Below are 21,299 nucleotides of genomic sequence, written 5' to 3'. Positions count from 1 at the left end.
GGGACGGTTGCGACATGCTGGTAATGGTTCGGCCGCGGACGATCTGGATGCTGGCCGGGCTGGTCCTGGCGGTCATGCTGGTCGGCCGCCTGGGCAACGTGCTGGCGCCCTTCGTGCTGGGCACGGCGCTGGCCTATTTCCTGGATCCCCTCGCCGACCGGCTGGAGCGGATGGGGTTTTCACGCGGCTGGGCGGTGGCGGTCATCATGCTGGTGAGCCTGTCGGCCATGGTCGCGGCCGCCCTGTGGCTGCTGCCGACGCTGATCGCGCAGGTGCGCCAGGCGGTCGAGGCGCTGCCGCGCGCCGTGCGCTCGGGCTTTGACTTCCTGACCATGCATTTCCCCGAGATGATGGAGGACGGCGGCTTCCTGCGCCAGTTCATCACCGACCTTTCCGACCGCATCCGCCTGACCGCGCTGATGCTGCTGGGCGGCACCGTCAGCACCGTCATCAGCGCCGTCGGCACCATCTTCATCTTCATCGCCACGATGACCGTCTCGATCTACATGCTGTATGACTGGGACCGCATCGTGCAGGGCGTGAACAAGCGCCTGCCGCCGGGACAGGCGCCGCTGATCCGCCGCCTCGCCCGGGACATCGACGGAGTGATGACGGGCTTCGTGCGGGGGCAGGTGATCGTGGGCGGGCTGCTTGCGACCTTCTATTCCACGGTGCTGATGGCGCTGGGCCTGAACTACGGGCTTCTGATCGGGATTGCTTCGGGGCTTTTGAACTTCATCCCCTACCTGGGGTCCTTCTCGGGCTTCATTCTGGCGACGGGGGTGGCGCTGGTGCAGTTCTGGGGCGACTGGTGGCGGGTGGCGCTGGTGGCCTTCATCTTCGTCTTTGGCCAGGTGGTCGAAGGCAACTTCGTCACTCCCCGGATCGTGGGCGATTCGGTCAAGCTGCACCCGGTCTTCCTGCTGCTGTCGTTGGCGGTGGGCGGAACGCTCTTCGGCTTTGCCGGGCTGCTGCTGGCGGTGCCGCTGGCGGCGGGGCTGGGGGTGATCGTGCGCTACTTCGACGCCGAATACCGCGCCAGCATCCGCCGCCGCCGCACCCGCCAGCCGCTGCAACCACGGGTGGATTGAGGCAGCCGCTTGCGCCTTTCTGCAGATGCTGCCAAGAGCCGGGAAGATACCCGTCAAAGTTGATCTGGCCGTGCAGAGTTCGCGACATGAATGATTTCTTTCCCGCGGCGCGGCACCTCCGCGGATGCGTCGTGGTCTGTTCGGATGCCAACTGGGCTTGGCAGAGCGCCTTTCTGCTGATGCGCTCGATGGCGTTCGACGCCGGAAAGGCGCTGGATCACCATCTTTATCTGGCGGGTGACGTCGATCAGCGCGTGCTGGATATCCTTCCTCCCGAAATCACGCTGCACCGGATCGAGGAACTGCCGGAATCATATTCGCTTGCGGCCAAGGGGCATATCCCGGCAGCGTCCCTGCTGCGGCTTGTCGCGCTGGAGGAACTTGGCCGCAGCTATCCACGGATCATCTATCTTGACGGCGACGTGTTCCAAGCCTGGGGTTCTCTGGCCGACTTGCTTGCCGTCGATCTGGAGGGCAAGCTGGTGGCCGCGGTGCGCGACAAGCTTCAGTGGCCCAGCGGCAAGCGGTGGATGGAACGCTACATCAACCAGCTTGCGCGCAGGTGCGGTGTCGATCGGCTGGAGTATTTCAACTCGGGCGTGCTGCTGATCGACGGGACCGCCTATGTCGATGCCAAGATTTCAGCCCGGACATTCGCGTTCATAACCGACAATCGGGATTTCCTTCGGTTCGTGGATCAATGTGCGCTGAACGCGGTGTTGGCTACCCAGTGGTGCGAACTGTCGCCGGGCTGGAACTGGCAGGTGTCGCGCAAGGTGCTGGGCCTGACCGTCGGGCGTCGACCGCGGCTGGTTCATTTCGTGGGCGAGATCAAGCCGTGGGTGGATCAGCTGCGCGTGCTGCCGCCGGAAGCCTTCCACGCAATGCTCGACTTTCTGAAGCATCATCGGCTGACGGATCTTCTGTCGCCGAAAGCCCCCTGCCACTTCGATTTCCGCAGCATGGAGCGCACGCGCGTCCGCTTCATCACCGATTGGGCCGGCGACACCTTTGCCAAGCGCGAGGCGGTGAAATCCTATCTCGACCGCACGGATTTCGCCGATTACGCGGCAGGCCTGCGGTCCTTCGGCTGAGAAGGGGGCTTCCGCGCCGCAGGCCGCTTTCAGCGCGTGCTGGTGTCCAGCGGATAGCCCGGCGTTGCCTTCAGCCGTTCCAGCACGAACAGGGACGAGCACGACTTGACGGTCACCATCGTGGTCAGGCGCTTGTAGAACGCGTCAAAGGCCGGGACGTCGCGGGCCACGATCTGCAGCAGGTAGTCGTAGACGCCGGCCATGCGATAGACCTCGCGCACTTCGGGCATCGCGGCCAGCGCCGATTCGAAGCCCGCGCGCCATTCGGGCGAGTGGTCGGGCGCCTCGACGCCTGCGAAGACGGTCAGGCCGAGCCCCAGCTTGGCGGGGTCTGCCAGCGCCACGCGGCCGGTCAGGACGCCCGTGGCTTCCAGCTTCTGGATGCGTTTCCAGCAGGGTGTCTGGGACAGGCCCACCTGGTCGGCGATCCGGCCGATGGGCTGCGTCGCGTCGCGCATCAGGGCTGCGACGATCTTGCGGTCGATGAGATCGAGCGTGGTCATGGCGTCCTCTTGTCGCGTCCCGCATGGCTGGCATTCTGGCGCAGGAATGTCTATTATCCAAGTCGTCTTTTATTCTTCCCCTCGCGGTGCTTGCGGCGACGCCGGTGCCTGCCTACGGCTTGCTGATGATCACGCAGAAGATGAAATACGCGCTCAAGGCGCTGCTGGTCCTGGCCGACGAGGCGGCCTCGGACACACCGCAGCCCTTGCCGATCGAGCAGGTCGCCAGGCGGTCCGGCACGCCAAAGCGGTTCCTGGAACATATCCTGCTGGAGATCCGGGACAGCGGGGTGATCGCCTCGCGGCGCGGGCGGACGGGGGGATATGTGCTGGTCAAGCGCCCGGCAGAGGTGAAGCTGTCGGAACTGCTGCGGCTGATCGACGGGCCGCTGGCGCCCTTGCCCTGCCTGTCGCGCAGCGCCTATCAGCGCTGCGCCGACTGCACCGACGAGGAAACCTGCCGCATCCGCAAGACCTTCGCGGATGTGTTCTGGACCTATCTGCTGATCATCGATTCGCTGACGCTGGCCGACCTGATGCGATCGGACGACATCGCCAGCCGGGTCATGGCCGAGCCCTGACAAGCCCTGTGCGGGTTCTGCCCGGTCCGTCCCGCCACGCAGGCCGGGGGCGTTTTCGCGCACGCCTCATGCCCGGCCAGGCGGGAGCAGGCGAGAGAATGGTATTCTCAAATCACGATAAAATACGCCGTGATTTTTTTCTTGCCATAGACGACTTTCTGACTCGATATTTATCCCATGGCGACGGCCCCTGGCGGCCGCGCGATCATGAGGAACAACCAGATGACCCGGCAGACCCTTGGTTCCATCGCCCCTCGCCCCCGGCCCCTGACCCTTGCCGAGATCATGACGCCCCTGCGGCGGGTGCGCCCGCTGCTGACAGGGGGCGCGATCCTAGCCGCGCTGGCGCTGGGCATCGGCGGCGCCCGCGCCGAATCGCTGCTGAACGTCAGCTACGATCCGACGCGGGAGCTTTACCGCGACGTGAACGCCGCCTTCACCGAATACTGGACCGCGCAGGGCAACCCCGCGCCGCAGATCGAAACCAGCCACGGCGGGTCCGGCGCGCAGGCGCGCTCGGTGGTCGAGGGGTTGAACGCGCAGGTGGTGACGCTGGCGCTGGCGTCCGACATCGACCGCATCGCCGAGGCCGGCAAGCTGCCCGCCGACTGGCAGGGGCGGCTGCCGCACAACTCGTCGCCCTATACCTCGACGGTCGTGTTCCTGGTGCGTGAGGGCAACCCCGAGGGCATCCGCGACTGGGGCGATCTGGTGAAGGAAGGGGTCGAGGTCATCACCCCGAACCCCAAGACCTCGGGCGGGGCGCGCTGGAACTATCTGGCGGCCTGGGCTTGGGCGGAACGCAACGGGCAGAACCCGCAGGACTTCGTGGGGGCGCTGTTCCGCAACGTGCCGGTGCTGGATTCGGGCGCCCGCGGGGCGACCACGACCTTCGCCCAGCGCGGCATCGGCGACGTGCTGCTGGCCTGGGAAAACGAGGCCTATCTGGCGCTGAAGGAACTGGGCGAGGATCAGTTCGACATCGTGGTGCCCTCGGTTTCGGTTTTGGCCGAGCCGCCGGTCGCGGTGGTGGAGGCCAACATCGCCAATGACGAGCAGCGGGCGCTGGCCGAGGGCTACCTGAACTTCCTGTATTCGCCGCAGGGGCAGGCGCTGGCCTTCAAGCACTATTACCGCGCCTGGGATGCCTCGGCTGCGGCCCCCGAGGATGTGGCCCGCTTTCCCAAGCTCGATCTGGTGGACATCGCCCATTTCGGCGGCTGGGCCAAAGTGCAGCCCGAACACTTCGGCGACGGCGGCATCTTCGACCAGATCTACGTGCCGAAATGAGCGGCCGCCCCTTCGTGCAGCGGTCCCCCATCCCGGGCTTCGGCCTGGCGATGGGGGTGACCATGGCGATGCTGTCGGTGGTCGTGCTGCTGCCCATCGGCGCCCTGCTTCTCAAGGGCGCCGATTTCGGCCTGTCAAATATCTGGGCCACCGTGAACCGCGAGCGCGTCTGGAAGGCGCTGTGGCTGTCCTTCCGGCTGTCCTTCCTGGCCGCGATGTTCAACCTTGTCTTCGGGGTGATGCTGGCCTGGGTGCTGGCGCGCTATCGCTTCCCCGGCCGCCGCCTGCTGGATGCGGCGGTGGACCTGCCCTTCGCGCTGCCCACCGCCGTTGCCGGGATCGCGCTGACCGCGCTTTACGCGCCGAACGGGGCCTTCGGCTCGGTGCTGGCGGACTGGGGGATCAAGATCGCCTATACGCAATGGGGTATCCTGATCGCGCTGATCTTCGTGGGCCTGCCCTTTGTCACCCGCACCGTCCAGCCGGTCATCGAGGAGATCGAGCGCGAGGTCGAGGAGGCCTCGGCCACGCTGGGGGCGTCACGGCTTTACACGTTGCACCATGTGATCCTGCCGATGCTGGCGCCCGCCGCACTGACGGGCTTCGCGCTGGCGCTGGCCCGCGCCGTGGGGGAATACGGCTCGGTCATCTTCATCGCCGGGAACATCCCGCTGGTGACGGAAATCGCGCCCCTGCTGATCGTGATCCAGCTTGAGGAATTCAACTATGACGCCGCCGCGGCGATCGGCATCGCCATGCTGCTGATCTCCTTCGCGATGCTGCTGGCGATCAACCTCATCCAGATCTGGAGCCGTCGGAGGATCGGATATGTCTGACATCTCCCTTGGCCCCGTCCGCCGCTTCCGCGCGCCCACGGCTGAAGCCCCGGCCCTGCGGATCGCGCTGATCCTGCTGGCCGTCACCGGCATCGGCCTGCTGGTGCTGGCCCCGCTGGTCACCGTCTTCGCCGAGGCGCTGTCGCGCGGGATCGGCGCGGCGGTGGCCAGCCTGTCGGACCCGCAGGCCTGGTCGGCGATCCGGCTGACGCTGCTGGTCGCGGCCATCGCCGTGCCGCTGAACGCGGTCTTCGGGCTGGCCGCCGCCTGGGCGATCACCAAGTTCGACTTTCGCGGCAAGGCCTTTCTCATCACGCTGATCGACCTGCCGTTTTCCATCAGCCCGGTGGTGGCGGGGCTTTGCATCGTGCTGACCTTCGGAGCGAACTCGATGATCGGGGGATGGCTGGTGGCGCATGGCTTTCCCATCGTCTTCGCCCTGCCGGGCATCGTGATCGCCACCATGTTCGTGACCTTCCCCTTCGTCGCCCGCGAGCTGATCCCGGTGATGATCGAGCAGGGCCGCGCCGAGGAGGAAGCCGCCCTGACCCTCGGCGCCTCCGGCTGGCGTGTCTTCTGGACCGTGACCCTGCCCAACATCCGCTGGGCGCTGCTGTATGGCGTGCTGCTGTGCAACGCCCGGGCGATGGGCGAGTTCGGGGCGGTCGCGGTCGTCTCGGGCAAGATCCGCGGGCAGACGGCGACCATGCCGATCACCATCGAGATGCTTTACAACGAATATCTTTCCGTGGCGGCCTTTACGATGGCGGCGCTGCTGGCGCTGCTGGGGCTGGTCACGCTGCTGGTCAAGACCTCGCTGGAAATCCGCCATGCCGATGCGTTGGCAGCCCAGAGGCGGCACTGAAAGGACATGGTCATGGTGATCCAGATCGACGAAATCTCGAAGCTGTTCGGCACGACCGCGGCGCTGCATCCGGTGTCGCTGTCCATTCCTGGCGGCGCGCTGGTCGCGCTGCTGGGACCCTCGGGGTCGGGCAAGACGACGCTCTTGCGCATTCTCGGGGGGCTGGAATACCCGACCTCGGGGCGGGTGCTGTTCGACGGGCATGACGCGACCGGCATGACTGTGCAGGAACGCCGCGCGGGCTTTGTCTTCCAGTCCTACGCGCTGTTTCGGCACATGACGGTCTTTGACAACATCGCCTATGGCCTGAACGCCCGGCCCCGCGCGAGCCGCCCGCCAAAGGCGGAAATCGCCCGGCGGGTGACGAAGCTTCTGGACCTGATCCAGCTTCCCCAGATCGCCGACCGCTATCCCAGCCAGTTGTCCGGCGGCCAGCGCCAGCGGGTGGCGCTGGCCCGTGCGCTGGCTATCGAGCCGCGGATGCTGCTGCTGGACGAGCCTTTTGGGGCCTTGGACGCCAAGGTGCGCAAGGAACTGCGGCAGGGGCTGCGCGAAATCCATGACGAGACGGGGCTGACGACCGTATTCGTCACCCATGACCAGGACGAGGCGATGGAACTGGCCGACCTTGTGGTCGTCATGTCGATGGGCCGGATCGAGCAGATCGGCAAGCCTGCCGATATCCGCGCCCGTCCTGCCACCGCCTTCGTGCGGGACTTCATCGGCGCGTGAAGGGACGGGCGGCGATGCCGCCCGCCGGTCTCAGGCGAGGGTGATCTCGCGCTCGGCCTCGGTCACGGTGCCGGTTGCGTCGAACCACGCCATGCGCAGGGTGCCGGGCTGGCGGGCGGCAAAGGTGAACTCGAGATAGGGGTTCTGCGAGATCGCCGTTTCCGGCAGCCATTCCATCAGCAGCGTATCGCCCAGGGTCGCGGTGAAGCCGGTCAGGATGTCGGCGGGGATCGGATCGCCATTGGCATCGAGGCGGAAGCCGCTTTCCATGACATGGACGATCTGGGCGCGAACGCGGACGATCTCGTCCTTGGCTGGGGTTTCGTTGCTGATCCAGATGCGGGGGGGACGGGACATGGCAGGCTCCTTACAATCCGCAGCCGCCGGCGGCGACGGTGATTTCCTGCCGCGCGACCAGCACCCGGCCGTCGTTCATCCGCGCCAGCGCCCGCACCGGCATGGTCCCGATCAGCCGCAGCCGCACCGCCACGTCGGCCGAGCCGGTGGCGGGGGTGAAGCGGAAGCGGCAGGCGAAGGGCAGGGGGTTCAGTTCGGCGATGACGATGATCTCCTCGCACCACGAGTCCTCAGTGATCGGTTCGGTCACATGGACGCGCACCGGCACGGCGGCGGGGTTGTCGCCCAGCGCGGGCAGGTCCAGCGCCAGCCCTTCGGTCAGGGGCGTGGCGCCGCCTGCGAACTCGGCCGCGAGGTCTTCGGCCAGGGCCGAGTCGAGCTGCGGCATCGCCAGCGAGCTTTGCGCCAGCGCCGGGCGCAGGCCCAGCGCCGCCATGCCGGCAAGCGCCGCGCCGCCCATCAGCAACCCGCGCCGGTCAAGGTCAGACACGAACGAAGTCATCGAACATCCCGTTGATCCAGACAAGGTCTTCCTCCATCAGGTCGGGGGTGCGGACGTCGATATCAATCTGCGTCTGCTGCACAAGCCCGTCAGCCCCGACCTCATACAGGAACTCGACCGAGATCGCCTCGCGCGGGTCGCCGTTGACCAGCATGTAGCAGAGGTTGTCGGGCAGCCGCGCCACGACCTCCTCGCCGCGCACGCGCTCGCTGATGTTCTTCGCCACCAGCTTGCCGATGTAATTCGCGACATGGGCGCTTTTCGGGTAATGCCCGAACTGGGGCGAGATCGGGCCCATGCTGTCGCCGACGATATAGACGTCCTCGTCCGCATTGGCGTGGTAAAGGCGCGGGTGCATGTCGGCCCAGCCGGTGGATCTGCCCTCGGCGTCCTTGCCGATCAGGTCGGCGTGGAACACCATCTCGGCCGCCTGATGCGGCGGCATGAAGATGGCGTCGTCGAAGTCGAAATCGCCTGCCTCGGTCATGATCCGCTTGTTGAAGGGATCGACCTCCTTCACCCGCGCATTCGGGACATGGGTGATGATGTCGGGGTAAAGCTCGGCGAAGGCCGCGCGATAGCCCGCGCCGATGGGGGCGACCTGCGGCTTGGGATCGAGGATCACGATCTTCGCCGGGATGTTGTTGGTCTTGAAATGCCATGCCATCAGGCAGGCGCGTTCATAGGGCGAGGGCGGGCAGCGGTGGGGCGGCGGCGGCAGGGTCATCACGATGGTGCCGCCCTGGAAGCTGCGGACCTTGTCCTTCAGCCCCAGCATCTGTCCCTGCGGGATATAGGCGGAGGCGTAATGCGCGCGGGTATGGTCGATCGCCGCCTGGTCGTCCCCGAACCAGACGTCCCAGGCGTCGCGGATGCCGCCCGACAGGATCAGGAAGTCATAGTCCACGTTCCCCTTGGAGGTGCGGACGATCTTCTTGTCACGCTCGATCCCCGTGACGTCGCACTGGATCAGGGTGTAGCCGTATCTGTTCGCGGGCCGCTGCATGTCGTGGACGAGGAAGCCCGTGTCCACCACGTCGATCAGCCACTTGTTCGAGAAGGGGGCGGACCAGAAGAAGGGGTTGCGTTCCAGCAGGATCACCTCGGCGTCGGGCAGTTCCTGCTTGACGTAGCGCGCGGCGGTCAGCCCGCCCCAGCCGCCGCCCGCGATGACGATGCGGGGGGCGCTGCCCGAGCGGGGCTTGAGAACGGTTTTCCCTGTCAGGGCGGCGGGGGCGGCCAGCGCCGGGGTAAGGTTCATCAGCCCTGCGCCCAGCGCGAGGGCCGGCGCGGCAGTCAGAAGCGTGCGGCGGCGGATCATGTTCATGTCCTTTCAGGAAAAGCAGGAAGGATCGTCAGGCCCAGCATCGTGCCGGCGAGGATGCCGGCAAAGGCGATGAGGCTGGCGACCGAGAGGGTGGAAAGGCCCGATAGCCCTTGTCCGATGGAGCAGCCAAGCGCCAACACGCCGCCGAAGCCCATCAGCGCGCCGCCGAGGGCCGAGGCGACGGTCTGCCGGGGCGAGCCGAAGCTTTCGGCCCGCAGGCTGCGGGTGAGAAGGGCGGTGGCGAAGGCGCCGATCAGGGTGCCGCCGATGATGGCGACGCCGAAAGCCGCCTGCCGCCCGGTCGATAGCATCAGCCACAGCACGCTTTCCCCCATCGGGCCGATGTAGCTGAGCGAGGTCAGCGGCTTCGGGTCAAAGGGGTCGTCGGTGGCGAAGGTGATCCACCAGCCGCCGACGACCGTTGCGCCGATGATGGCGGCCATCGCCGCCTCAAGCGGGCGGCGGCTTATCAGCGGCCAGGCGAAGGCTGCCAGCGCCAGCGCGGGCAGGATCGTGGCAATTGCCAGGGCGGCCTGCGCCGGGATGCCGGCGCTCGCGATGAGTTGCGGCAGCGACAGCCCGGCAAGGCTCGCCTGCCCGAGTTGCTGGACCGCCGCGCGGGCCGGGGCCAGAACGCCGGTCAGCGTGGCCTGCGCCGCCAGCCCGAGGCAGAGCAGCACCACCAGCGACCGCAGGTTGCCCCCCGCCAGCAGCACCAGCGCCCGCGCCCCGCAGGAATTGGCCAGCACCATGCCGAGGCCGAAGATCGCCCCGCCGATCAGCATGGAAAGCCACGGGCTGCCCGCCCGCAGCGGCAGGGCGGCGGACAGGTCGGTGCCGCCCATAAGGTTCAGCGCCTGCGACCCGGCCAGCGCCACGGCGAGGGCCAGCGCAAAGGCCCGCAACGCCGAAAGATCGCGCGCAGCCTTCCCCGGCACCAGCCCCTTGATCCCCCACAGCAGGCAGAAGCGGCCTGCGCGGGCGGCGGCGCCGAAGACAGCGCCGAGGAGCAGGCCGAGGGCGACGACGCTCACGCCTGCGTGCCCCAGATGTCGGCGCAGATTGCGGCATACCAGCCGGCGCCGTAATCGGCCTCGGCCTGGCGGAAATCCGCGCCGGCGTCCAATGGGCTGACGCCGCCCGAGCCTTCGATCTCGACGACCCTCCCGTTTTCGCCGCGATAGACGCCGGCGACCGAGATGCCGTAGTCGGGGCCGATCAGGCTGTAGCAGGTGTTGGCGTAGCTTGCCCGTGGGGCCTCGCGCCCGGCGAGTTCCGCGGCGATCACGGCGGCCGCGACCTTGCCTTGCGTGTTCGCGGCAAAGCCCGACTTGGGCATGGGCGCCGCGATGGTCGCGTCGCCGAGGACGAAGATGCCGGGCACCCGCGCGGATTCGAAGCGGTCGCCATCGACCGGCACCCAGCCGGTGTCGTCCGTGACGCCCGCGCGTTCGGCGATCAGCCCGGCCTTCTGCGGCGGGATCACGTTCAGCACGTCGGCCTTGTGGACGTTGCCGAAGCCGGTCACGGCCTCGCGGGCGCTCGCGTCCACCTGTTCCACCAGCCCGTCGTCGGACAGGCTGACCCATTCGATCATGCCGGGATAAAGCGCGTCCCACCCCTGCTGGAACAGCGCCTGTTTCGAGAACTTGTCCTGCGAATCGAGGATCAGGATCTTCGACTTCGGCTTGTTGGTCTTGAGGTAATGCGCGACCATGCTGGCCCGTTCATAGGGACCGGGCGGGCAGCGGAAGGCACCCTGCGGGACAACCATGGCGAACAGCCCGCCGTTCTCCATGGCTTCCAGTTGGGCGCGCAGAAGCTGCGTCTGCGGACCGGCCTTCCAGGCATGGGGGGCAAGCTCGGTGGCGGCTTCGTCATAGCCCTCGATCCCGTTCCAGCGGAAGTCGATGCCGGGCGACAGCACCAGCCGGTCCCAGTCCAGGCGCGCGCCGTCCGACAGGGTGAGGGTGCGGGCAGTGGCGTCCACATCCTCGGCGCGGGCGTGGATCACCTCGATCCCCTGGGCGCGAAGGTCGTCGAAGCCGTGGCCGAGGCTGTCCCAGTCGCGCAGGCCCGCGAGGTAGAGGTTCGAGAAGGGGCAGGTGACGAAGCGGTCGTTCGGCTCGACCAGCGTGATCCGCACCGCGGGGTCCAGCCGGCGCAGGTAGCGGGCGGCGGTGGCGCCGCCGAAGCCGCCGCCGACCACGACCACATGAGCTGCCCCTTGGCCGCGAACCAGCGAGGGCAGGGCGAACGCCCCGATCCCCGCGCCGATGCCCTGAAGGATGCTGCGGCGCGCGATCATGGGTCCACCCTTTCGAACCATTCGGCGAGGGCGCGGATCTGCGCCTCGTCATAGCCCTTCATCAGCCGCGGCATGACCGTGGCGGCGGGGTCCTGTCCGTCGCGGAAGGCCAGCATCTTCGCGGCGGTCTCCTCGGCCGGCAGCCCGGCGATCGAGGGGATGGCGCCGGGCGAGTGCCCGTCAGGGCCGTGGCAGTTGGCGCAGGAACCCGCCAGCACCTGCAAGGCAGCGCGGTCCGGTTCCTCGGCCGCAAGGGGCAGGGCCAGGGCGAGAAGGGGGGCAAGCAGGCGGATCATCCGGGCATCTGTTCGATATAAAGCTCGTCAAAGCCTGAAAGCGGGCAGGGCCGGCGGGAAAAGCGCAGGTCGGGCAGCAGCAGCGCCACGATCTCGGCGGTGGTGAAGACCTGCGAGCCGGGCAGCAGGTGGCCGCCGAAGGCCCGCCCCTCGCCGTTGGCGATGGACAGATGCAGGTGCTGGTGGGCGGGGTCGATGGTGCCGGTCAGCGACAGGATCTCGAAATGCCCTTGGTAGAGGGTCGCTTCGGTGCGGTTCGCATGGCGCAGCCGGACTTCGCGCAGGCTACCGACGCAGCTTGTGACCGCCATGGCCCCGGCCCCCGTCCGGCTCTGAAGCCGGCGCAGGCCGTCGATCAGGTCGCAACCGGGCTGCAGCCGGGTCGCGGCAAAGCCCCCCGGCGAGGTCGCAACAGCCGTATCCGCCCCGTCCGGAGCGGCAATGGAAAGAGAGGGGAAGGGCAAGCCGTTCTCCGCTGGATGACCGAACCTGGGCAGCCCCGCCGGGGCATCACGAAACCAAGGCGCATCCGCGACCTTCTGCCAGAGATACGACCCGCGGCAGGGTCATGTCAATCCGGCGGCCAGAGGGGACGGCTGCATCTTCCGGTTTCGCCCGTGATGCCCCTGCTGGATGATCTGTCACATGCTTGCGGGATGCCCCTGATCCTGACCGTTCTGACCGGAAGGCCCGTTCCCCCCGGAAGGACCGATGTCCCGGAGCGAGCGGGTGTTGGGAAACAGCCCCGCGCCCCGGCGCCAGGACAAGCTGCAGCCGAGGATGATCGCCGCTTGCGTCAGCCTGCTCGCTGGGGCGTTGGCCGACCGCAGGCCAAGGCGCAGGGCCTTCGGGATCGCCGCCGCATCATTCCCGGCCGTCACCTTCCGCCGCAGCGGCATGGTGCTGGAAAACGCCGCGCCCATGCTGCCAGAGCGCGCTTGACGCGGGCGGGCGGCTCGGCTCTCGATGCGCCCGCAACCAAGGAGCGCGCCGTGACCCAGACGATCTTCCCCGCCCCCATTCTGCCGACTGTTCCGGTGACCGGGCAGAACGCCGCCTTTCCGGTCCGCCGCATCTTCTGCGTCGGCCGCAACTATGCCGCCCATGCCGCCGAGATGGGGGCCGAGGTGGACCGCGAGGCGCCCTTTTATTTCACCAAGTCGGCCTTTTCGCTGACCACGGGCGGCACGCTGCCCTATCCGCCGGGCACCGAAGACTATCACCACGAAGTCGAACTGGTCGTGGCGCTGGGCCGCCCCGCCTTCGGCATTTCCCCTGCCGACGCGATGGGCTGCGTTTTCGGCCATGCGGTCGGTCTCGACATGACGCGGCGCGACCTGCAGGCGGTGGCGAAATCGAAACAGCGCCCGTGGGATCTGGGCAAGGATGTCGAGAACTCGGCCGTGATCGGCCCGATCACCCCGGCCGAGGGCTTCCAGCCGTCCGGGCAGCGCATCACCCTGCAGGTGAACGGCACGCTGCGGCAGGATGCGCCGCTGTCGGACATGGTCTGGTCGATCCCCGAACTGATCGCGGACCTGTCGCGCTATTACCACCTTGAGCCGGGCGACCTGATCTATACGGGCACACCTGCGGGTGTCGGCGCCGTGCAGCCGGGCGACCACCTGCAGGCGCGGGTCGAGGGGCTGGAGCCGCTGGATGCGGCGATCGGCCCCGCCGAATGATCAGTCGCGCAGAAGCTCGTTGATCGAGGTCTTCGAGCGGGTCCTGGCATCGACCCGCTTGACGATCACCGCGCAGTAAAGGTGGACGCCGTTCTTGGACGGCATCGAACCCGCGACGACGACGGACCCCGCAGGCACCTCGCCATACATGACCTCGCCGGTTTCCCGGTCCAGGATCTTGGTGGACTGGCCGATGAAGACGCCCATGCCGAGGACCGAACCTTCGCGCACGATCACGCCCTCGACCACCTCGGAGCGGGCGCCGATGAAGCAGTCGTCCTCGATGATCGTCGGGCCAGCCTGCATCGGTTCCAGCACACCGCCGATGCCGACGCCGCCCGACAGGTGGACACGCTTGCCGATCTGCGCGCAGGAACCGACCGTGGCCCAGGTATCGACCATCGTGCCCTCATCGACGTAAGCCCCGAGGTTCACGAAGGAGGGCATCAGCACCACACCCTTGGCGATAAAGGCGGAACGGCGGACGACGCAGGTCGGGACGGCGCGGAAGCCCGCCTCGCGCCAGCGGGCCTCGTCCCAGTCCTTGAACTTGCCGTCCACCTTGTCCCACCAGGTCCCGCCCTGCGGGCCGCCCGGATGCAGTTCCATGTCCTGAAGGCGGAAGCCCAGCAGCACGGCCTTTTTCGCCCATTGGTTCACGTGCCAGTCGGCCCCGCGCTTTTCGGCCACGCGCAGCTCGCCCCGGTCGAGTGCCTCCAGCGTCGCCTCGATGGCGTCGCGGGTTTCGCCCTTCGTCGCGGGGGTGAGGGAGTCGCGGGCGTCCCAGGCGGCCTCGATGGCGGTTTCAAGCGCAGCGTTCGACATGGTGGCCCTTTCCGGCGGTTGGGTGGAAATCTTTACCATTGGGCTATAAGCGGGGGGTCAGGACCGTGCAACGCCGGTGGCCACTTTGAGGTTTGGATGACGCCCCCCGACGACGAACGCAGCCATAACCTGCGCCACAGCGAACAGGACGTGATCGCAGTCGCGCAGGAACCGGACACGCCGCAGACCCGCGCGCCGTCCTATCGCCTCGCCTTCACCGACACGGAATTCCTGCTGCGCGAGGAACTGCGGCCTGTCCGGCTGCAGCTTGAACTGCTGAAGCCCGAGATGATCATGGACGAACGCGGGGTCGCCTCGACCGTGGTGATGTTCGGGGGCGCGCGGATTCCGGCGCCGGAACACGCGGGACAGGCGCGCACCCCCACGCTGGCGCGGCTGTCGGCCTATTACACCGAGGCCGAGCGGTTCGCTTGGCTCGTCACCCAGCGGTCGATCGCCAGTCACGGGCGCGAATGGGTGATCTGCACCGGCGGCGGGCCGGGGGTGATGGAGGCCGGGAACAAGGGCGCATTCGAGGCGGGCGGCCAGTCCATCGGCCTGGGCATCGTGCTGCCGCACGAGCAGGCGCCGAACCTTTACGTGACGCCGGAGCTGGCATTCAACTTCCATTATTTTGCCATCCGCAAGATGCATTTCCTGATGCGGGCGCGGGCGATCACGATCTTCCCCGGCGGCTTCGGCACGCTGGACGAGATGTTCGAGGCGCTGACCCTGATCCAGACCGGCCGGATGAAGCCGATCCCGTTCCTGCTGTTCGGGACCGAGTTCTGGAACCGCATCATCGACTGGCAGGCGCTGGCCGAGGCCGGCACCATCAGCCCCGAGGACCTCGGCCTGTTCACCTTCGTCGAGACCGCCGAGGAAGCGATCGCCGCCATTGACGCCTTCGACCTCGGCTGAGGCCCGGCCCGCCGTCAGGACGGCACCGCACGGGCAGGGGCCGTCCGTCAAAGCGGGGCGATCACGCCCGGTGATAGGGCGATCCGGCAAGAATCGTCGCGGCGCGATAAAGCTGTTCGGAAAGCATCACGCGGGCCAGCATGTGCGGCCAGACCATCGCGCCGAAGGACAGAGTCACGTCGGCACGGTCGCGCAAGGAAGGGTCCAGCCCGTCCGCGCCGCCGATCAGGAACACGGCGTCGGACCGGCCGTCGTCGCGGAAGCGGGCAAGATGCATGGCGAAGTCGGGAGAGGTGAGCAGCCGCCCGCGTTCGTCCAGCGCGATCACCGCCGCGCCGTCGGGAATCTGGCGAGAGAGAAGGGCGGCCTCGGCGGATCTGCCGCCGCCCTTGCGATCCTCGACCTCGGCCACTTCGGCGGGACCAAGGCCGAGCGCGCGGCCAGTCTGGGCGAACCGGCCGAGATAATCCTGGATCAGCGCCGCCTCGGGGGCACGCGCGGCCAGCCTCCCGACCGCGGCGATACGGACCCGCAGCATGGCCGGCCTTACTGGGCCAGCGGCTGTGCGGCGTTGAGGGCCGTGCCGCTGCGCAGGCTGGCGACTGCGTCGGCGGGCATCCACATCTTCTCGAGCTGGTAGAACTCGCGCACTTCGGGGCGGAAGACATGGACGATGACGTCGTCGGCGTCGATCAGCACCCAGTCGCCGGTGTCCTTGCCCTCGATCCGGGCTTGGCGCCCGGCCTCGTGCTTGAGACGGTCAACCAGCTTTTCGGCAATGGAGGCCACCTGGCGCGCGTTGCGGCCCGAGGCGATGACCATGTGGTCGGCCATGGCGGAACGTCCGCGCAGGTCGATGGTGACGACATCCTCGGCCTTGTCGTCATCGAGCGAGGCGAGGATGCGGGCAAGCAACTGGTCGCTGCTTTCCGCGGTGGTCGCGGTCGGCACGTCGGCCGACGGGACGGTGGTGGACAGGGGACTTCCTCCGGTCAGCGCGCCGATCTTCCCCGGCGCAGGGATGAATCGAAAGATAGCACGCGAAGGCCCATTCTCAACCGCCGCAAGTTCACTTTCCGCAGCCACAGCACCGGAAAACGGCCATGCGCGCCGCTCAGACCCGCCAACCCCTTGCAGGACGTGGCGTCAAGGGCCTATCTTTACGGCCATGATCCGGTTTTTCGACATCCATGATCGCGCTCGTCTGCCCGGCCGATTCTACGGCGTGACCCGGACGGTGACCGCGCGACTGTGAGGCGGGCCTGCTTTCGCGCCTGCCTTTCCCCCAATCGCCATCCCTTCCGAAAGAGACAGCCATGACCGGCACCCCGACCCCCAGCGGCCCCCGCACGCTTTACGACAAGATCTTCGACGCCCATGTCGTCGACCGCCAGCCCGACGGCACCTGCCTGCTGTATATCGACCGCCACCTCGTCCACGAGGTGACCAGCCCCCAGGCATTCGAGGGGCTGCGGATGTCGGGCCGCACCGTGCGCCGCCCCGACCAGACCATCGCCGTGCCGGACCACAACGTCCCCACGACGCCTGACCGCGTGGCGGGCATCCAGAACCCGGAAGGCCGCATCCAGGTCGCGGAACTGGACAAGAACGCCCGCGACTTCGGCGTGAACTATTACCCGATGAACGACATCCGCCAAGGGATCGTCCATATCGTCGGCCCCGAACAGGGCTGGACCCTGCCTGGCATGACCGTCGTTTGCGGCGACAGCCACACCGCGACGCATGGGGCCTTCGGCGCGCTGGCGCACGGGATCGGCACGTCGGAGGTCGAGCACGTGCTGGCCACCCAGACGCTGATCCAGAAGAAATCCAAGAACATGAAGGTCGAGATCACCGGGCGTCTGCGCCCCGGCGTGACGGCCAAGGACATCACCCTGTCGATCATCGGCCACACCGGCACGGCGGGCGGCACTGGTTATGTCATCGAATACTGCGGCGAGGCGATCCGCGAGTTGTCGATGGAAGGCCGAATGACCGTCTGCAACATGGCGATCGAGGGCGGCGCCCGCGCGGGCATGATCGCGCCGGACGAGAAGACTTTTGACTACGTCAAGGGCCGTCCCCATGCGCCGAAGGGCGCGGCGTGGGAGGCTGCGCTTTCCTGGTGGAAGACGCTGTTCTCGGACGAGGACGCGCATTGGGACAAGGTCGTGACCATCCGCGGCGAGGACATCGAGCCGGTCGTGACCTGGGGCACCAGCCCCGAAGACGTGCTGCCCATCGGCGCGACCGTCCCCGCGCCCGAGGATTTTGAGGGCGGCAAGGTCGAGGCGGCGCGGCGTAGCCTCGACTACATGGGCCTCAAGCCCGGCATGAAGCTGACCGACATCAAGGTGGACGCGGTCTTCATCGGCTCCTGCACCAACGGCCGGATCGAGGATCTGCGCGCCGCAGCCGAGGTGCTGCGCGGCAAGCATCTCGCGCCGGGCGTGCGGGGGATGGTGGTTCCCGGCTCGGGCCTCGTCAGGATGCAGGCCGAGGAGGAGGGGCTGGACAAGGTATTCCTCGACGCGGGCTTTGAATGGCGACTTGCGGGCTGTTCCATGTGTCTGGGCATGAACCCCGACCAGCTTGCGCCGGGCGAACGCTGCGCCGCGACCTCGAACCGCAACTTCGAGGGTCGGATGGGCCGGGGCGGGCGCACCCACCTGATGTCGCCGGTGATGGCGGCGGCCGCGGCCGCCGTGACCGGCCACCTGACCGACGTGCGCGAGCTGATGGCCGCGCCGGTGGATGCCTGAGGGGAGACGAGCACAACATGGACAAGTTCACCACCCTGACCGGCATCGCGGCGCCCATGCCGCTGGTCAACATCGACACCGACATGATCATCCCCAAGCAGTTCCTGAAGACGATCCATCGTTCGGGACTGGGGAAGAACCTGTTCGACGAGATGCGTTATTTCCCCGACGGGACCGAGAACCCGGACTTCGTGCTGAACAAGCCGGCCTGGCGGGACGCGCAGATCATCGTGGCGGGCGACAACTTCGGCTGCGGCTCCTCGCGCGAGCACGCCCCCTGGGCGCTGCTGGACTATGGCATCCGCTGCGTGATCTCGACCAGCTTCGCGGACATCTTCTACAACAACTGCTTCAAGAACGGCATCCTGCCCATCGTCCTTCCGCAGGACGCCGTGGACGCGCTGATGAAGGATGCCGAGAACGGAGCCAACGCCCGGCTGACCGTCGATCTTGAGTCGCAGGTGGTGACGGGCGCGGACGGCACCGCCTATCCCTTCGAGATGGACCCGCACCGCAAGCACTGCCTGCTGAACGGATTGGACGACATCGGCCTGACGATGGAGAAGGCCCTGTCCATCGAGGCCTATGAGACCCGGATCGCCCAGTCTCAGCCTTGGGTCTGAGGCGGCTTGCCCTCGCGCTGGCGCTGGCCTCGGGGCCGGCGCTGGCGGATACCATCCGCATTGCCAGCTACAGCCCCGACCTGTCGCGCGACGGGCCGGGGCTTCTGCTGCGCGACATCCTGTCGGGCAAGGACGAACAGGTCGCGGCCGCCGTGCAGGTGATCGCGGCTGCGGATGCCGATGTGCTGCTGCTGACCGGCTTCGACTGGGATCATGACGGTGCGGCGCTGTCGGCCTTTGCCGATCTGCTGGAGGCGGCAGGCGCGGGCTACCCCCACCGCCATGCGAGCCGCCCGAACAGCGGGATGGCGACCGGCCTTGATCTCGACGGCGACGGACGGACGGGGACGGGGGACGACGCGCAGGGCTTCGGGCTGTTCTCGGGGCAGGGGGGCATGGCGCTGCTGTCGCGGCTGCCGCTTGGCGAGATCATGGACCACTCCGGGCTGCTGTGGCGCGACCTGCCGGGGAACCTGATGCTCGCGGTGCCGGCTGAGGTGGCCGAGGTCCAGCGCCTCTCGTCCACCGCGCATTGGGACGTGCAGGTGCTGGTCGGCGGAGCGGTCTTGCACCTTCTAGCCTTCTCGGCCACCCCGCCGGTGTTCGATGACCCTGAAACCGACCGCAACGGCCGCCGAAACCATGACGAGATCGCCTTCTGGACGCATCACCTGCCCGCCGCGCCCTTCGTGATCCTCGGCGACTTCAACCTTGATCCCGTGGACGGAGACGGGCGGCGCGAGGTCTTCGACCTGCTCTGGCCTCATGTGCAGGAAACCGAAGCCGCAAGCCGGGGCGGATTCCTGGCCCCGCAGGACGGAGCCAATGCCGTGCAGAAGGGCGACCCGGCGCGTGACACGGCGCAATGGTCGGCGGCGGATGGGCCGGGCAGTCTGCGGGTGGACTTCGTGCTGCCCGCAAAGGGCCTGACGATGGTGGACGCGGGCGTGCTGTGGCCCGCGCCGGGCGAGCCTTTGGTAGATACCGTCGCCACGGCCTCGCGGCACCGGCTGGTCTGGGTGGACCTCGACTTCGGCGCTATTGCGAATGCGACAGCGGCGTCGTCGCCCCGCCCATCGCCTTGAGCCGGGCGATCAGCGGCTGCGCCCTCGGCCCGATCCGGTCGCAGGCCTCGGGGTCGTCCAGCAGCTTGAACGCGGGGCCGTAGAACTGCTTGTCATATGCAGAAGCGTCCAATCCAAGCTGCGCCGCCAGCTTGTCGCCCGTCCCCGCGATCAGCGTCCATTCCGCGTCTGATACCGGATAGGCCGGGCAGTTCGAGGTGATGACATTGACCTGCGCCAGTTCCGCGATCAGCGTCCGCGCCTGATCGGGCGACAACCCCGAGGTATCGGGCAGGGGCACCGTCATCCCTCCCTCTGCCCAGGCAGCACCTGAGACAATCACCAGCAAGGCGGCGGCAAGCATGGGTTTCATCATTCGTCTCCCGTCGATGGGCTTGCCCTTACCGACAGGACATGGAGGGCAGGGGCAAGCCAAATGGCCGTGAACTTGACCCTTGCGCGGGGCGGGGCTAGGCGGGACGCGACCCGCATCCCGAACACACAAAGGCGCAAGATGAGCGACAGCTATTCCCTTCTGATCCTGCCGGGCGACGGCATCGGCCCCGAAGTCATGGCCGAGGTGCGCAAGGTCATCGACTGGTTCCAGGCGAACCGCGGGATGCGCTTCGACGTCAGCGAGGACCTGGTCGGCGGCGCGGCCTACGATGCCCATGGCAAGCCGATTTCGGATGAGACGATGGCCAAGGCGCAGGCCGTCGATGCGGTGCTGCTGGGCGCCGTCGGCGGCCCGGCCTATGACAACCTCGACTTCAGCGTGAAGCCGGAACGCGGGTTGCTGCGGCTGCGCAAGGAGATGGACCTTTACGCCAACCTGCGTCCAGCGCAGTGCTTTGACGCGCTGGCGGATTTCTCGTCGCTCAAGCGCGATGTCGTCGCGGGGCTGGACATCCTGATCGTGCGGGAACTGACCTCGGGCGTATATTTCGGCGAGCCGCGCGGCATTTCCGCCGACGAGCGGCCGGAGAACGAGGGCGGCCGCGTGGGGGTGAACACCCAGCGCTATACCAGCGGAGAGATCCGGCGGGTCGCGCGTTCCGCCTTTGAACTGGCGCGGAAGCGCAACAATCGCGTCTGTTCCATGGAAAAGGCCAACGTCATGGAATCGGGCATCCTCTGGCGCGAGGAGGTCCAGTGGGTCCATGACAACGAATACCCCGATGTCGAGCTGACCCACATGTATGCCGACAACGGCGCCATGCAGCTTGTCCGCCGTCCCTCGCAGTTCGACGTGATCGTGACCGACAACCTGTTCGGGGACATCCTGTCGGACGCGGCGGCGATGCTGACCGGCAGCCTCGGGATGCTGCCTTCCGCGAGCCTGGGCGCGCCGATGGCGAACGGCCGACCAAAAGCGATGTATGAGCCGGTGCATGGCTCGGCCCCCGACATCGCGGGGCAGGGCAAGGCCAACCCCATCGCCTGCATCCTCAGCTTCGCCATGGCGCTGCGCTATTCCTATGACGAGGGCGCTGCCGCCGACGCGCTGGAAGCGGCGGTTCAGAAGGTGCTGGCGGACGGCGCCCGCACCGCAGACCTGATGGGTCCGGAAGGCGGCACGCCCATCAGCACCGCCGAGATGGGCGACCGGATCGTCGCGGCGCTGGCGGCGGGCTGAT

The 21,299-nt window shown here is 67.6% G+C and carries 26 protein-coding genes; 14 read left to right on the top strand and 12 right to left on the bottom strand.

Going from position 1 to position 21,299, the window contains the following annotated elements; all coding sequences use genetic code 11:
* Positions 1 to 14: 14 nt before the first annotated feature.
* Entirely contained in the window at positions 15 to 1,091 is a 1,077-nt protein-coding gene (locus tag H5395_RS01325) for an AI-2E family transporter (protein ID WP_182790702.1), read from the top strand.
* 131 nt (positions 1,092 to 1,222) lie between these two features.
* Positions 1,223 to 2,185, top strand: a complete 963-nt coding sequence (locus tag H5395_RS01320; protein ID WP_182790701.1) for a glycosyltransferase — start codon at positions 1,223 to 1,225, stop codon at positions 2,183 to 2,185.
* Between the two features lie 29 nt (positions 2,186 to 2,214).
* Here the strand turns inward: H5395_RS01320 and H5395_RS01315 are convergent, their stop codons facing one another.
* Positions 2,215 to 2,688, bottom strand: a complete 474-nt coding sequence (locus H5395_RS01315; RefSeq protein ID WP_182790700.1) for an Lrp/AsnC family transcriptional regulator — start codon at positions 2,686 to 2,688, stop codon at positions 2,215 to 2,217.
* A gap of 125 nt (positions 2,689 to 2,813) precedes the next feature.
* Here H5395_RS01315 and H5395_RS01310 point away from each other — a divergent pair, with 125 nt between their 5' ends.
* From H5395_RS01310 to H5395_RS01290, 5 genes are all read left to right on the top strand, one after another.
* A complete protein-coding gene (locus H5395_RS01310) occupies positions 2,814 to 3,269 on the top strand; it encodes an Rrf2 family transcriptional regulator (RefSeq protein WP_182790699.1) in 456 nt (151 codons plus the stop codon).
* A 285-nt stretch (positions 3,270 to 3,554) separates the two neighbouring features.
* On the top strand, positions 3,555 to 4,559 hold the full coding sequence (locus tag H5395_RS01305; RefSeq protein WP_182790852.1) for a sulfate ABC transporter substrate-binding protein: 1,005 nt from the start codon (positions 3,555 to 3,557) through the stop codon (positions 4,557 to 4,559).
* Positions 4,556 to 5,395, top strand: a complete 840-nt coding sequence (gene cysT / locus H5395_RS01300) for a sulfate ABC transporter permease subunit CysT (RefSeq protein WP_182790698.1) — start codon at positions 4,556 to 4,558, stop codon at positions 5,393 to 5,395. The genes H5395_RS01305 and cysT overlap by 4 nt, the downstream gene beginning before the upstream one ends.
* Positions 5,388 to 6,260 carry a sulfate ABC transporter permease subunit CysW gene (gene cysW / locus H5395_RS01295; protein ID WP_182790697.1) on the top strand — a complete coding sequence of 291 codons (873 nt, stop codon included), beginning with the start codon at positions 5,388 to 5,390 and terminating at the stop codon, positions 6,258 to 6,260. Before cysT ends, cysW begins: the two co-directional genes overlap by 8 nt.
* A 12-nt stretch (positions 6,261 to 6,272) precedes the next feature.
* Positions 6,273 to 6,992, top strand: a complete 720-nt coding sequence (locus H5395_RS01290; RefSeq protein ID WP_182790696.1) for a sulfate/molybdate ABC transporter ATP-binding protein — start codon at positions 6,273 to 6,275, stop codon at positions 6,990 to 6,992.
* Between the two features lie 30 nt (positions 6,993 to 7,022).
* Here H5395_RS01290 and soxZ read toward each other — a convergent pair whose 3' ends face one another.
* From soxZ to H5395_RS01255, 7 genes are read right to left on the bottom strand one after another with little or no spacing between them, the layout of a single operon-like run.
* Complete coding sequence (gene soxZ, locus H5395_RS01285) at positions 7,023 to 7,349, bottom strand: thiosulfate oxidation carrier complex protein SoxZ (protein WP_182790695.1); 327 nt, start codon at positions 7,347 to 7,349, stop codon at positions 7,023 to 7,025.
* A 10-nt stretch (positions 7,350 to 7,359) separates the two neighbouring features.
* Positions 7,360 to 7,839 carry a thiosulfate oxidation carrier protein SoxY gene (locus tag H5395_RS01280; protein ID WP_200559286.1) on the bottom strand — a complete coding sequence of 160 codons (480 nt, stop codon included), beginning with the start codon at positions 7,837 to 7,839 and terminating at the stop codon, positions 7,360 to 7,362.
* Positions 7,832 to 9,172 (bottom strand): FAD-dependent oxidoreductase, encoded by a 1,341-nt coding sequence (locus tag H5395_RS01275; protein ID WP_200559285.1) that lies wholly within the window; start codon positions 9,170 to 9,172, stop codon positions 7,832 to 7,834. Before H5395_RS01275 ends, H5395_RS01280 begins: the two co-directional genes overlap by 8 nt.
* Positions 9,173 to 9,174: 2 nt before the next feature.
* Positions 9,175 to 10,212, bottom strand: a complete 1,038-nt coding sequence (locus H5395_RS01270; protein WP_220494739.1) for a YeeE/YedE family protein — start codon at positions 10,210 to 10,212, stop codon at positions 9,175 to 9,177.
* The gene (locus H5395_RS01265; RefSeq protein ID WP_182790694.1) at positions 10,209 to 11,486 is read right to left on the bottom strand and encodes an NAD(P)/FAD-dependent oxidoreductase; all 1,278 of its coding nucleotides are present in this window, start codon (positions 11,484 to 11,486) and stop codon (positions 10,209 to 10,211) included. The genes H5395_RS01270 and H5395_RS01265 overlap by 4 nt, the downstream gene beginning before the upstream one ends.
* Positions 11,483 to 11,782 carry a c-type cytochrome gene (locus H5395_RS01260; protein WP_182790693.1) on the bottom strand — a complete coding sequence of 100 codons (300 nt, stop codon included), beginning with the start codon at positions 11,780 to 11,782 and terminating at the stop codon, positions 11,483 to 11,485. The genes H5395_RS01265 and H5395_RS01260 overlap by 4 nt, the downstream gene beginning before the upstream one ends.
* A complete protein-coding gene (locus H5395_RS01255) occupies positions 11,779 to 12,246 on the bottom strand; it encodes a PPC domain-containing DNA-binding protein (RefSeq protein WP_182790692.1) in 468 nt (155 codons plus the stop codon). The genes H5395_RS01260 and H5395_RS01255 overlap by 4 nt, the downstream gene beginning before the upstream one ends.
* A gap of 247 nt (positions 12,247 to 12,493) precedes the next feature.
* On the opposite strand from H5395_RS01255, the gene H5395_RS18715 reads away from it, so the two are divergent.
* Both H5395_RS18715 and H5395_RS18710 read left to right on the top strand, forming a co-directional pair.
* The gene (locus tag H5395_RS18715) at positions 12,494 to 12,724 is read left to right on the top strand and encodes a hypothetical protein (RefSeq protein ID WP_234450710.1); all 231 of its coding nucleotides are present in this window, start codon (positions 12,494 to 12,496) and stop codon (positions 12,722 to 12,724) included.
* A 50-nt stretch (positions 12,725 to 12,774) separates the two neighbouring features.
* Positions 12,775 to 13,467, top strand: a complete 693-nt coding sequence (locus tag H5395_RS18710; RefSeq protein ID WP_234450709.1) for a fumarylacetoacetate hydrolase family protein — start codon at positions 12,775 to 12,777, stop codon at positions 13,465 to 13,467.
* Here H5395_RS18710 and dapD read toward each other — a convergent pair whose 3' ends face one another.
* Complete coding sequence (gene dapD / locus H5395_RS01245; RefSeq protein WP_182790690.1) at positions 13,468 to 14,292, bottom strand: 2,3,4,5-tetrahydropyridine-2,6-dicarboxylate N-succinyltransferase; 825 nt, start codon at positions 14,290 to 14,292, stop codon at positions 13,468 to 13,470.
* Positions 14,293 to 14,388: 96 nt separating this feature from the next.
* On the opposite strand from dapD, the gene H5395_RS01240 reads away from it, so the two are divergent.
* A complete protein-coding gene (locus H5395_RS01240; protein WP_182790689.1) occupies positions 14,389 to 15,213 on the top strand; it encodes an LOG family protein in 825 nt (274 codons plus the stop codon).
* A 61-nt stretch (positions 15,214 to 15,274) separates the two neighbouring features.
* Here H5395_RS01240 and rlmH read toward each other — a convergent pair whose 3' ends face one another.
* Together rlmH and rsfS are read right to left on the bottom strand one after the other, a co-directional pair.
* Complete coding sequence (gene rlmH, locus H5395_RS01235) at positions 15,275 to 15,751, bottom strand: 23S rRNA (pseudouridine(1915)-N(3))-methyltransferase RlmH (RefSeq protein WP_370576331.1); 477 nt, start codon at positions 15,749 to 15,751, stop codon at positions 15,275 to 15,277.
* Positions 15,752 to 15,759: 8 nt separating this feature from the next.
* Positions 15,760 to 16,164 carry a ribosome silencing factor gene (rsfS, locus tag H5395_RS01230; RefSeq protein ID WP_182790688.1) on the bottom strand — a complete coding sequence of 135 codons (405 nt, stop codon included), beginning with the start codon at positions 16,162 to 16,164 and terminating at the stop codon, positions 15,760 to 15,762.
* 365 nt (positions 16,165 to 16,529) lie between these two features.
* On the opposite strand from rsfS, the gene leuC reads away from it, so the two are divergent.
* Genes leuC through H5395_RS01215 form a run of 3 tightly spaced genes read left to right on the top strand, consistent with a single transcriptional unit; the run spans position 16,530 to position 19,683 of the window.
* The gene (gene leuC, locus H5395_RS01225) at positions 16,530 to 17,975 is read left to right on the top strand and encodes a 3-isopropylmalate dehydratase large subunit (RefSeq protein ID WP_182790687.1); all 1,446 of its coding nucleotides are present in this window, start codon (positions 16,530 to 16,532) and stop codon (positions 17,973 to 17,975) included.
* A gap of 17 nt (positions 17,976 to 17,992) precedes the next feature.
* Positions 17,993 to 18,598, top strand: a complete 606-nt coding sequence (gene leuD, locus H5395_RS01220) for a 3-isopropylmalate dehydratase small subunit (protein WP_182790686.1) — start codon at positions 17,993 to 17,995, stop codon at positions 18,596 to 18,598.
* Positions 18,589 to 19,683, top strand: coding sequence for an endonuclease/exonuclease/phosphatase family protein (locus H5395_RS01215; RefSeq protein WP_370576330.1), 1,095 nt, complete (start codon positions 18,589 to 18,591; stop codon positions 19,681 to 19,683). Before leuD ends, H5395_RS01215 begins: the two co-directional genes overlap by 10 nt.
* Here the strand turns inward: H5395_RS01215 and H5395_RS01210 are convergent.
* Positions 19,637 to 20,038, bottom strand: a complete 402-nt coding sequence (locus H5395_RS01210; protein WP_182790685.1) for a hypothetical protein — start codon at positions 20,036 to 20,038, stop codon at positions 19,637 to 19,639. The genes H5395_RS01215 and H5395_RS01210 overlap by 47 nt on opposite strands.
* 138 nt (positions 20,039 to 20,176) lie before the next feature.
* Between H5395_RS01210 and leuB the strand changes: the two genes are divergently transcribed.
* Positions 20,177 to 21,298 (top strand): 3-isopropylmalate dehydrogenase, encoded by a 1,122-nt coding sequence (leuB, locus tag H5395_RS01205; RefSeq protein ID WP_182790684.1) that lies wholly within the window; start codon positions 20,177 to 20,179, stop codon positions 21,296 to 21,298.
* The last annotated feature ends 1 nt before the right edge of the window (position 21,299 follow it).

The organism is Paracoccus sp. MC1854 (genome assembly GCF_014164635.1).
Classification (GTDB): Bacteria; Pseudomonadota; Alphaproteobacteria; order Rhodobacterales; family Rhodobacteraceae; genus Paracoccus.
The sequence above is the reverse complement of the archived record's forward strand: the minus strand, read 5'-3'. Positions and strand labels throughout refer to the sequence as shown.

Excerpts from the sequence above, each read along its gene's own strand:
- H5395_RS01325 (WP_182790702.1), top strand. The coding sequence starts at position 15 with ATGCTGGTAATGGTTCGGCCGCGGACGATCTGGATGCTGGCCGGGCTG.
- H5395_RS01315 (WP_182790700.1), bottom strand. The coding sequence starts at position 2,688 with ATGACCACGCTCGATCTCATCGACCGCAAGATCGTCGCAGCCCTGATG.
- H5395_RS01310 (WP_182790699.1), top strand. The coding sequence starts at position 2,814 with ATGATCACGCAGAAGATGAAATACGCGCTCAAGGCGCTGCTGGTCCTG.
- H5395_RS01305 (WP_182790852.1), top strand. The coding sequence starts at position 3,555 with ATGACGCCCCTGCGGCGGGTGCGCCCGCTGCTGACAGGGGGCGCGATC.
- cysT (WP_182790698.1), top strand. The coding sequence starts at position 4,556 with ATGAGCGGCCGCCCCTTCGTGCAGCGGTCCCCCATCCCGGGCTTCGGC.
- cysW (WP_182790697.1), top strand. The coding sequence starts at position 5,388 with ATGTCTGACATCTCCCTTGGCCCCGTCCGCCGCTTCCGCGCGCCCACG.
- H5395_RS01290 (WP_182790696.1), top strand. The coding sequence starts at position 6,273 with ATGGTGATCCAGATCGACGAAATCTCGAAGCTGTTCGGCACGACCGCG.
- soxZ (WP_182790695.1), bottom strand. The coding sequence starts at position 7,349 with ATGTCCCGTCCCCCCCGCATCTGGATCAGCAACGAAACCCCAGCCAAG.
- H5395_RS01275 (WP_200559285.1), bottom strand. The coding sequence starts at position 9,172 with ATGATCCGCCGCCGCACGCTTCTGACTGCCGCGCCGGCCCTCGCGCTG.
- H5395_RS01265 (WP_182790694.1), bottom strand. The coding sequence starts at position 11,486 with ATGATCGCGCGCCGCAGCATCCTTCAGGGCATCGGCGCGGGGATCGGG.
- H5395_RS01260 (WP_182790693.1), bottom strand. The coding sequence starts at position 11,782 with ATGATCCGCCTGCTTGCCCCCCTTCTCGCCCTGGCCCTGCCCCTTGCG.
- H5395_RS18715 (WP_234450710.1), top strand. The coding sequence starts at position 12,494 with ATGTCCCGGAGCGAGCGGGTGTTGGGAAACAGCCCCGCGCCCCGGCGC.
- dapD (WP_182790690.1), bottom strand. The coding sequence starts at position 14,292 with ATGTCGAACGCTGCGCTTGAAACCGCCATCGAGGCCGCCTGGGACGCC.
- H5395_RS01240 (WP_182790689.1), top strand. The coding sequence starts at position 14,389 with ATGACGCCCCCCGACGACGAACGCAGCCATAACCTGCGCCACAGCGAA.
- rlmH (WP_370576331.1), bottom strand. The coding sequence starts at position 15,751 with ATGCTGCGGGTCCGTATCGCCGCGGTCGGGAGGCTGGCCGCGCGTGCC.
- leuC (WP_182790687.1), top strand. The coding sequence starts at position 16,530 with ATGACCGGCACCCCGACCCCCAGCGGCCCCCGCACGCTTTACGACAAG.
- leuD (WP_182790686.1), top strand. The coding sequence starts at position 17,993 with ATGGACAAGTTCACCACCCTGACCGGCATCGCGGCGCCCATGCCGCTG.
- H5395_RS01210 (WP_182790685.1), bottom strand. The coding sequence starts at position 20,038 with ATGATGAAACCCATGCTTGCCGCCGCCTTGCTGGTGATTGTCTCAGGT.
- leuB (WP_182790684.1), top strand. The coding sequence starts at position 20,177 with ATGAGCGACAGCTATTCCCTTCTGATCCTGCCGGGCGACGGCATCGGC.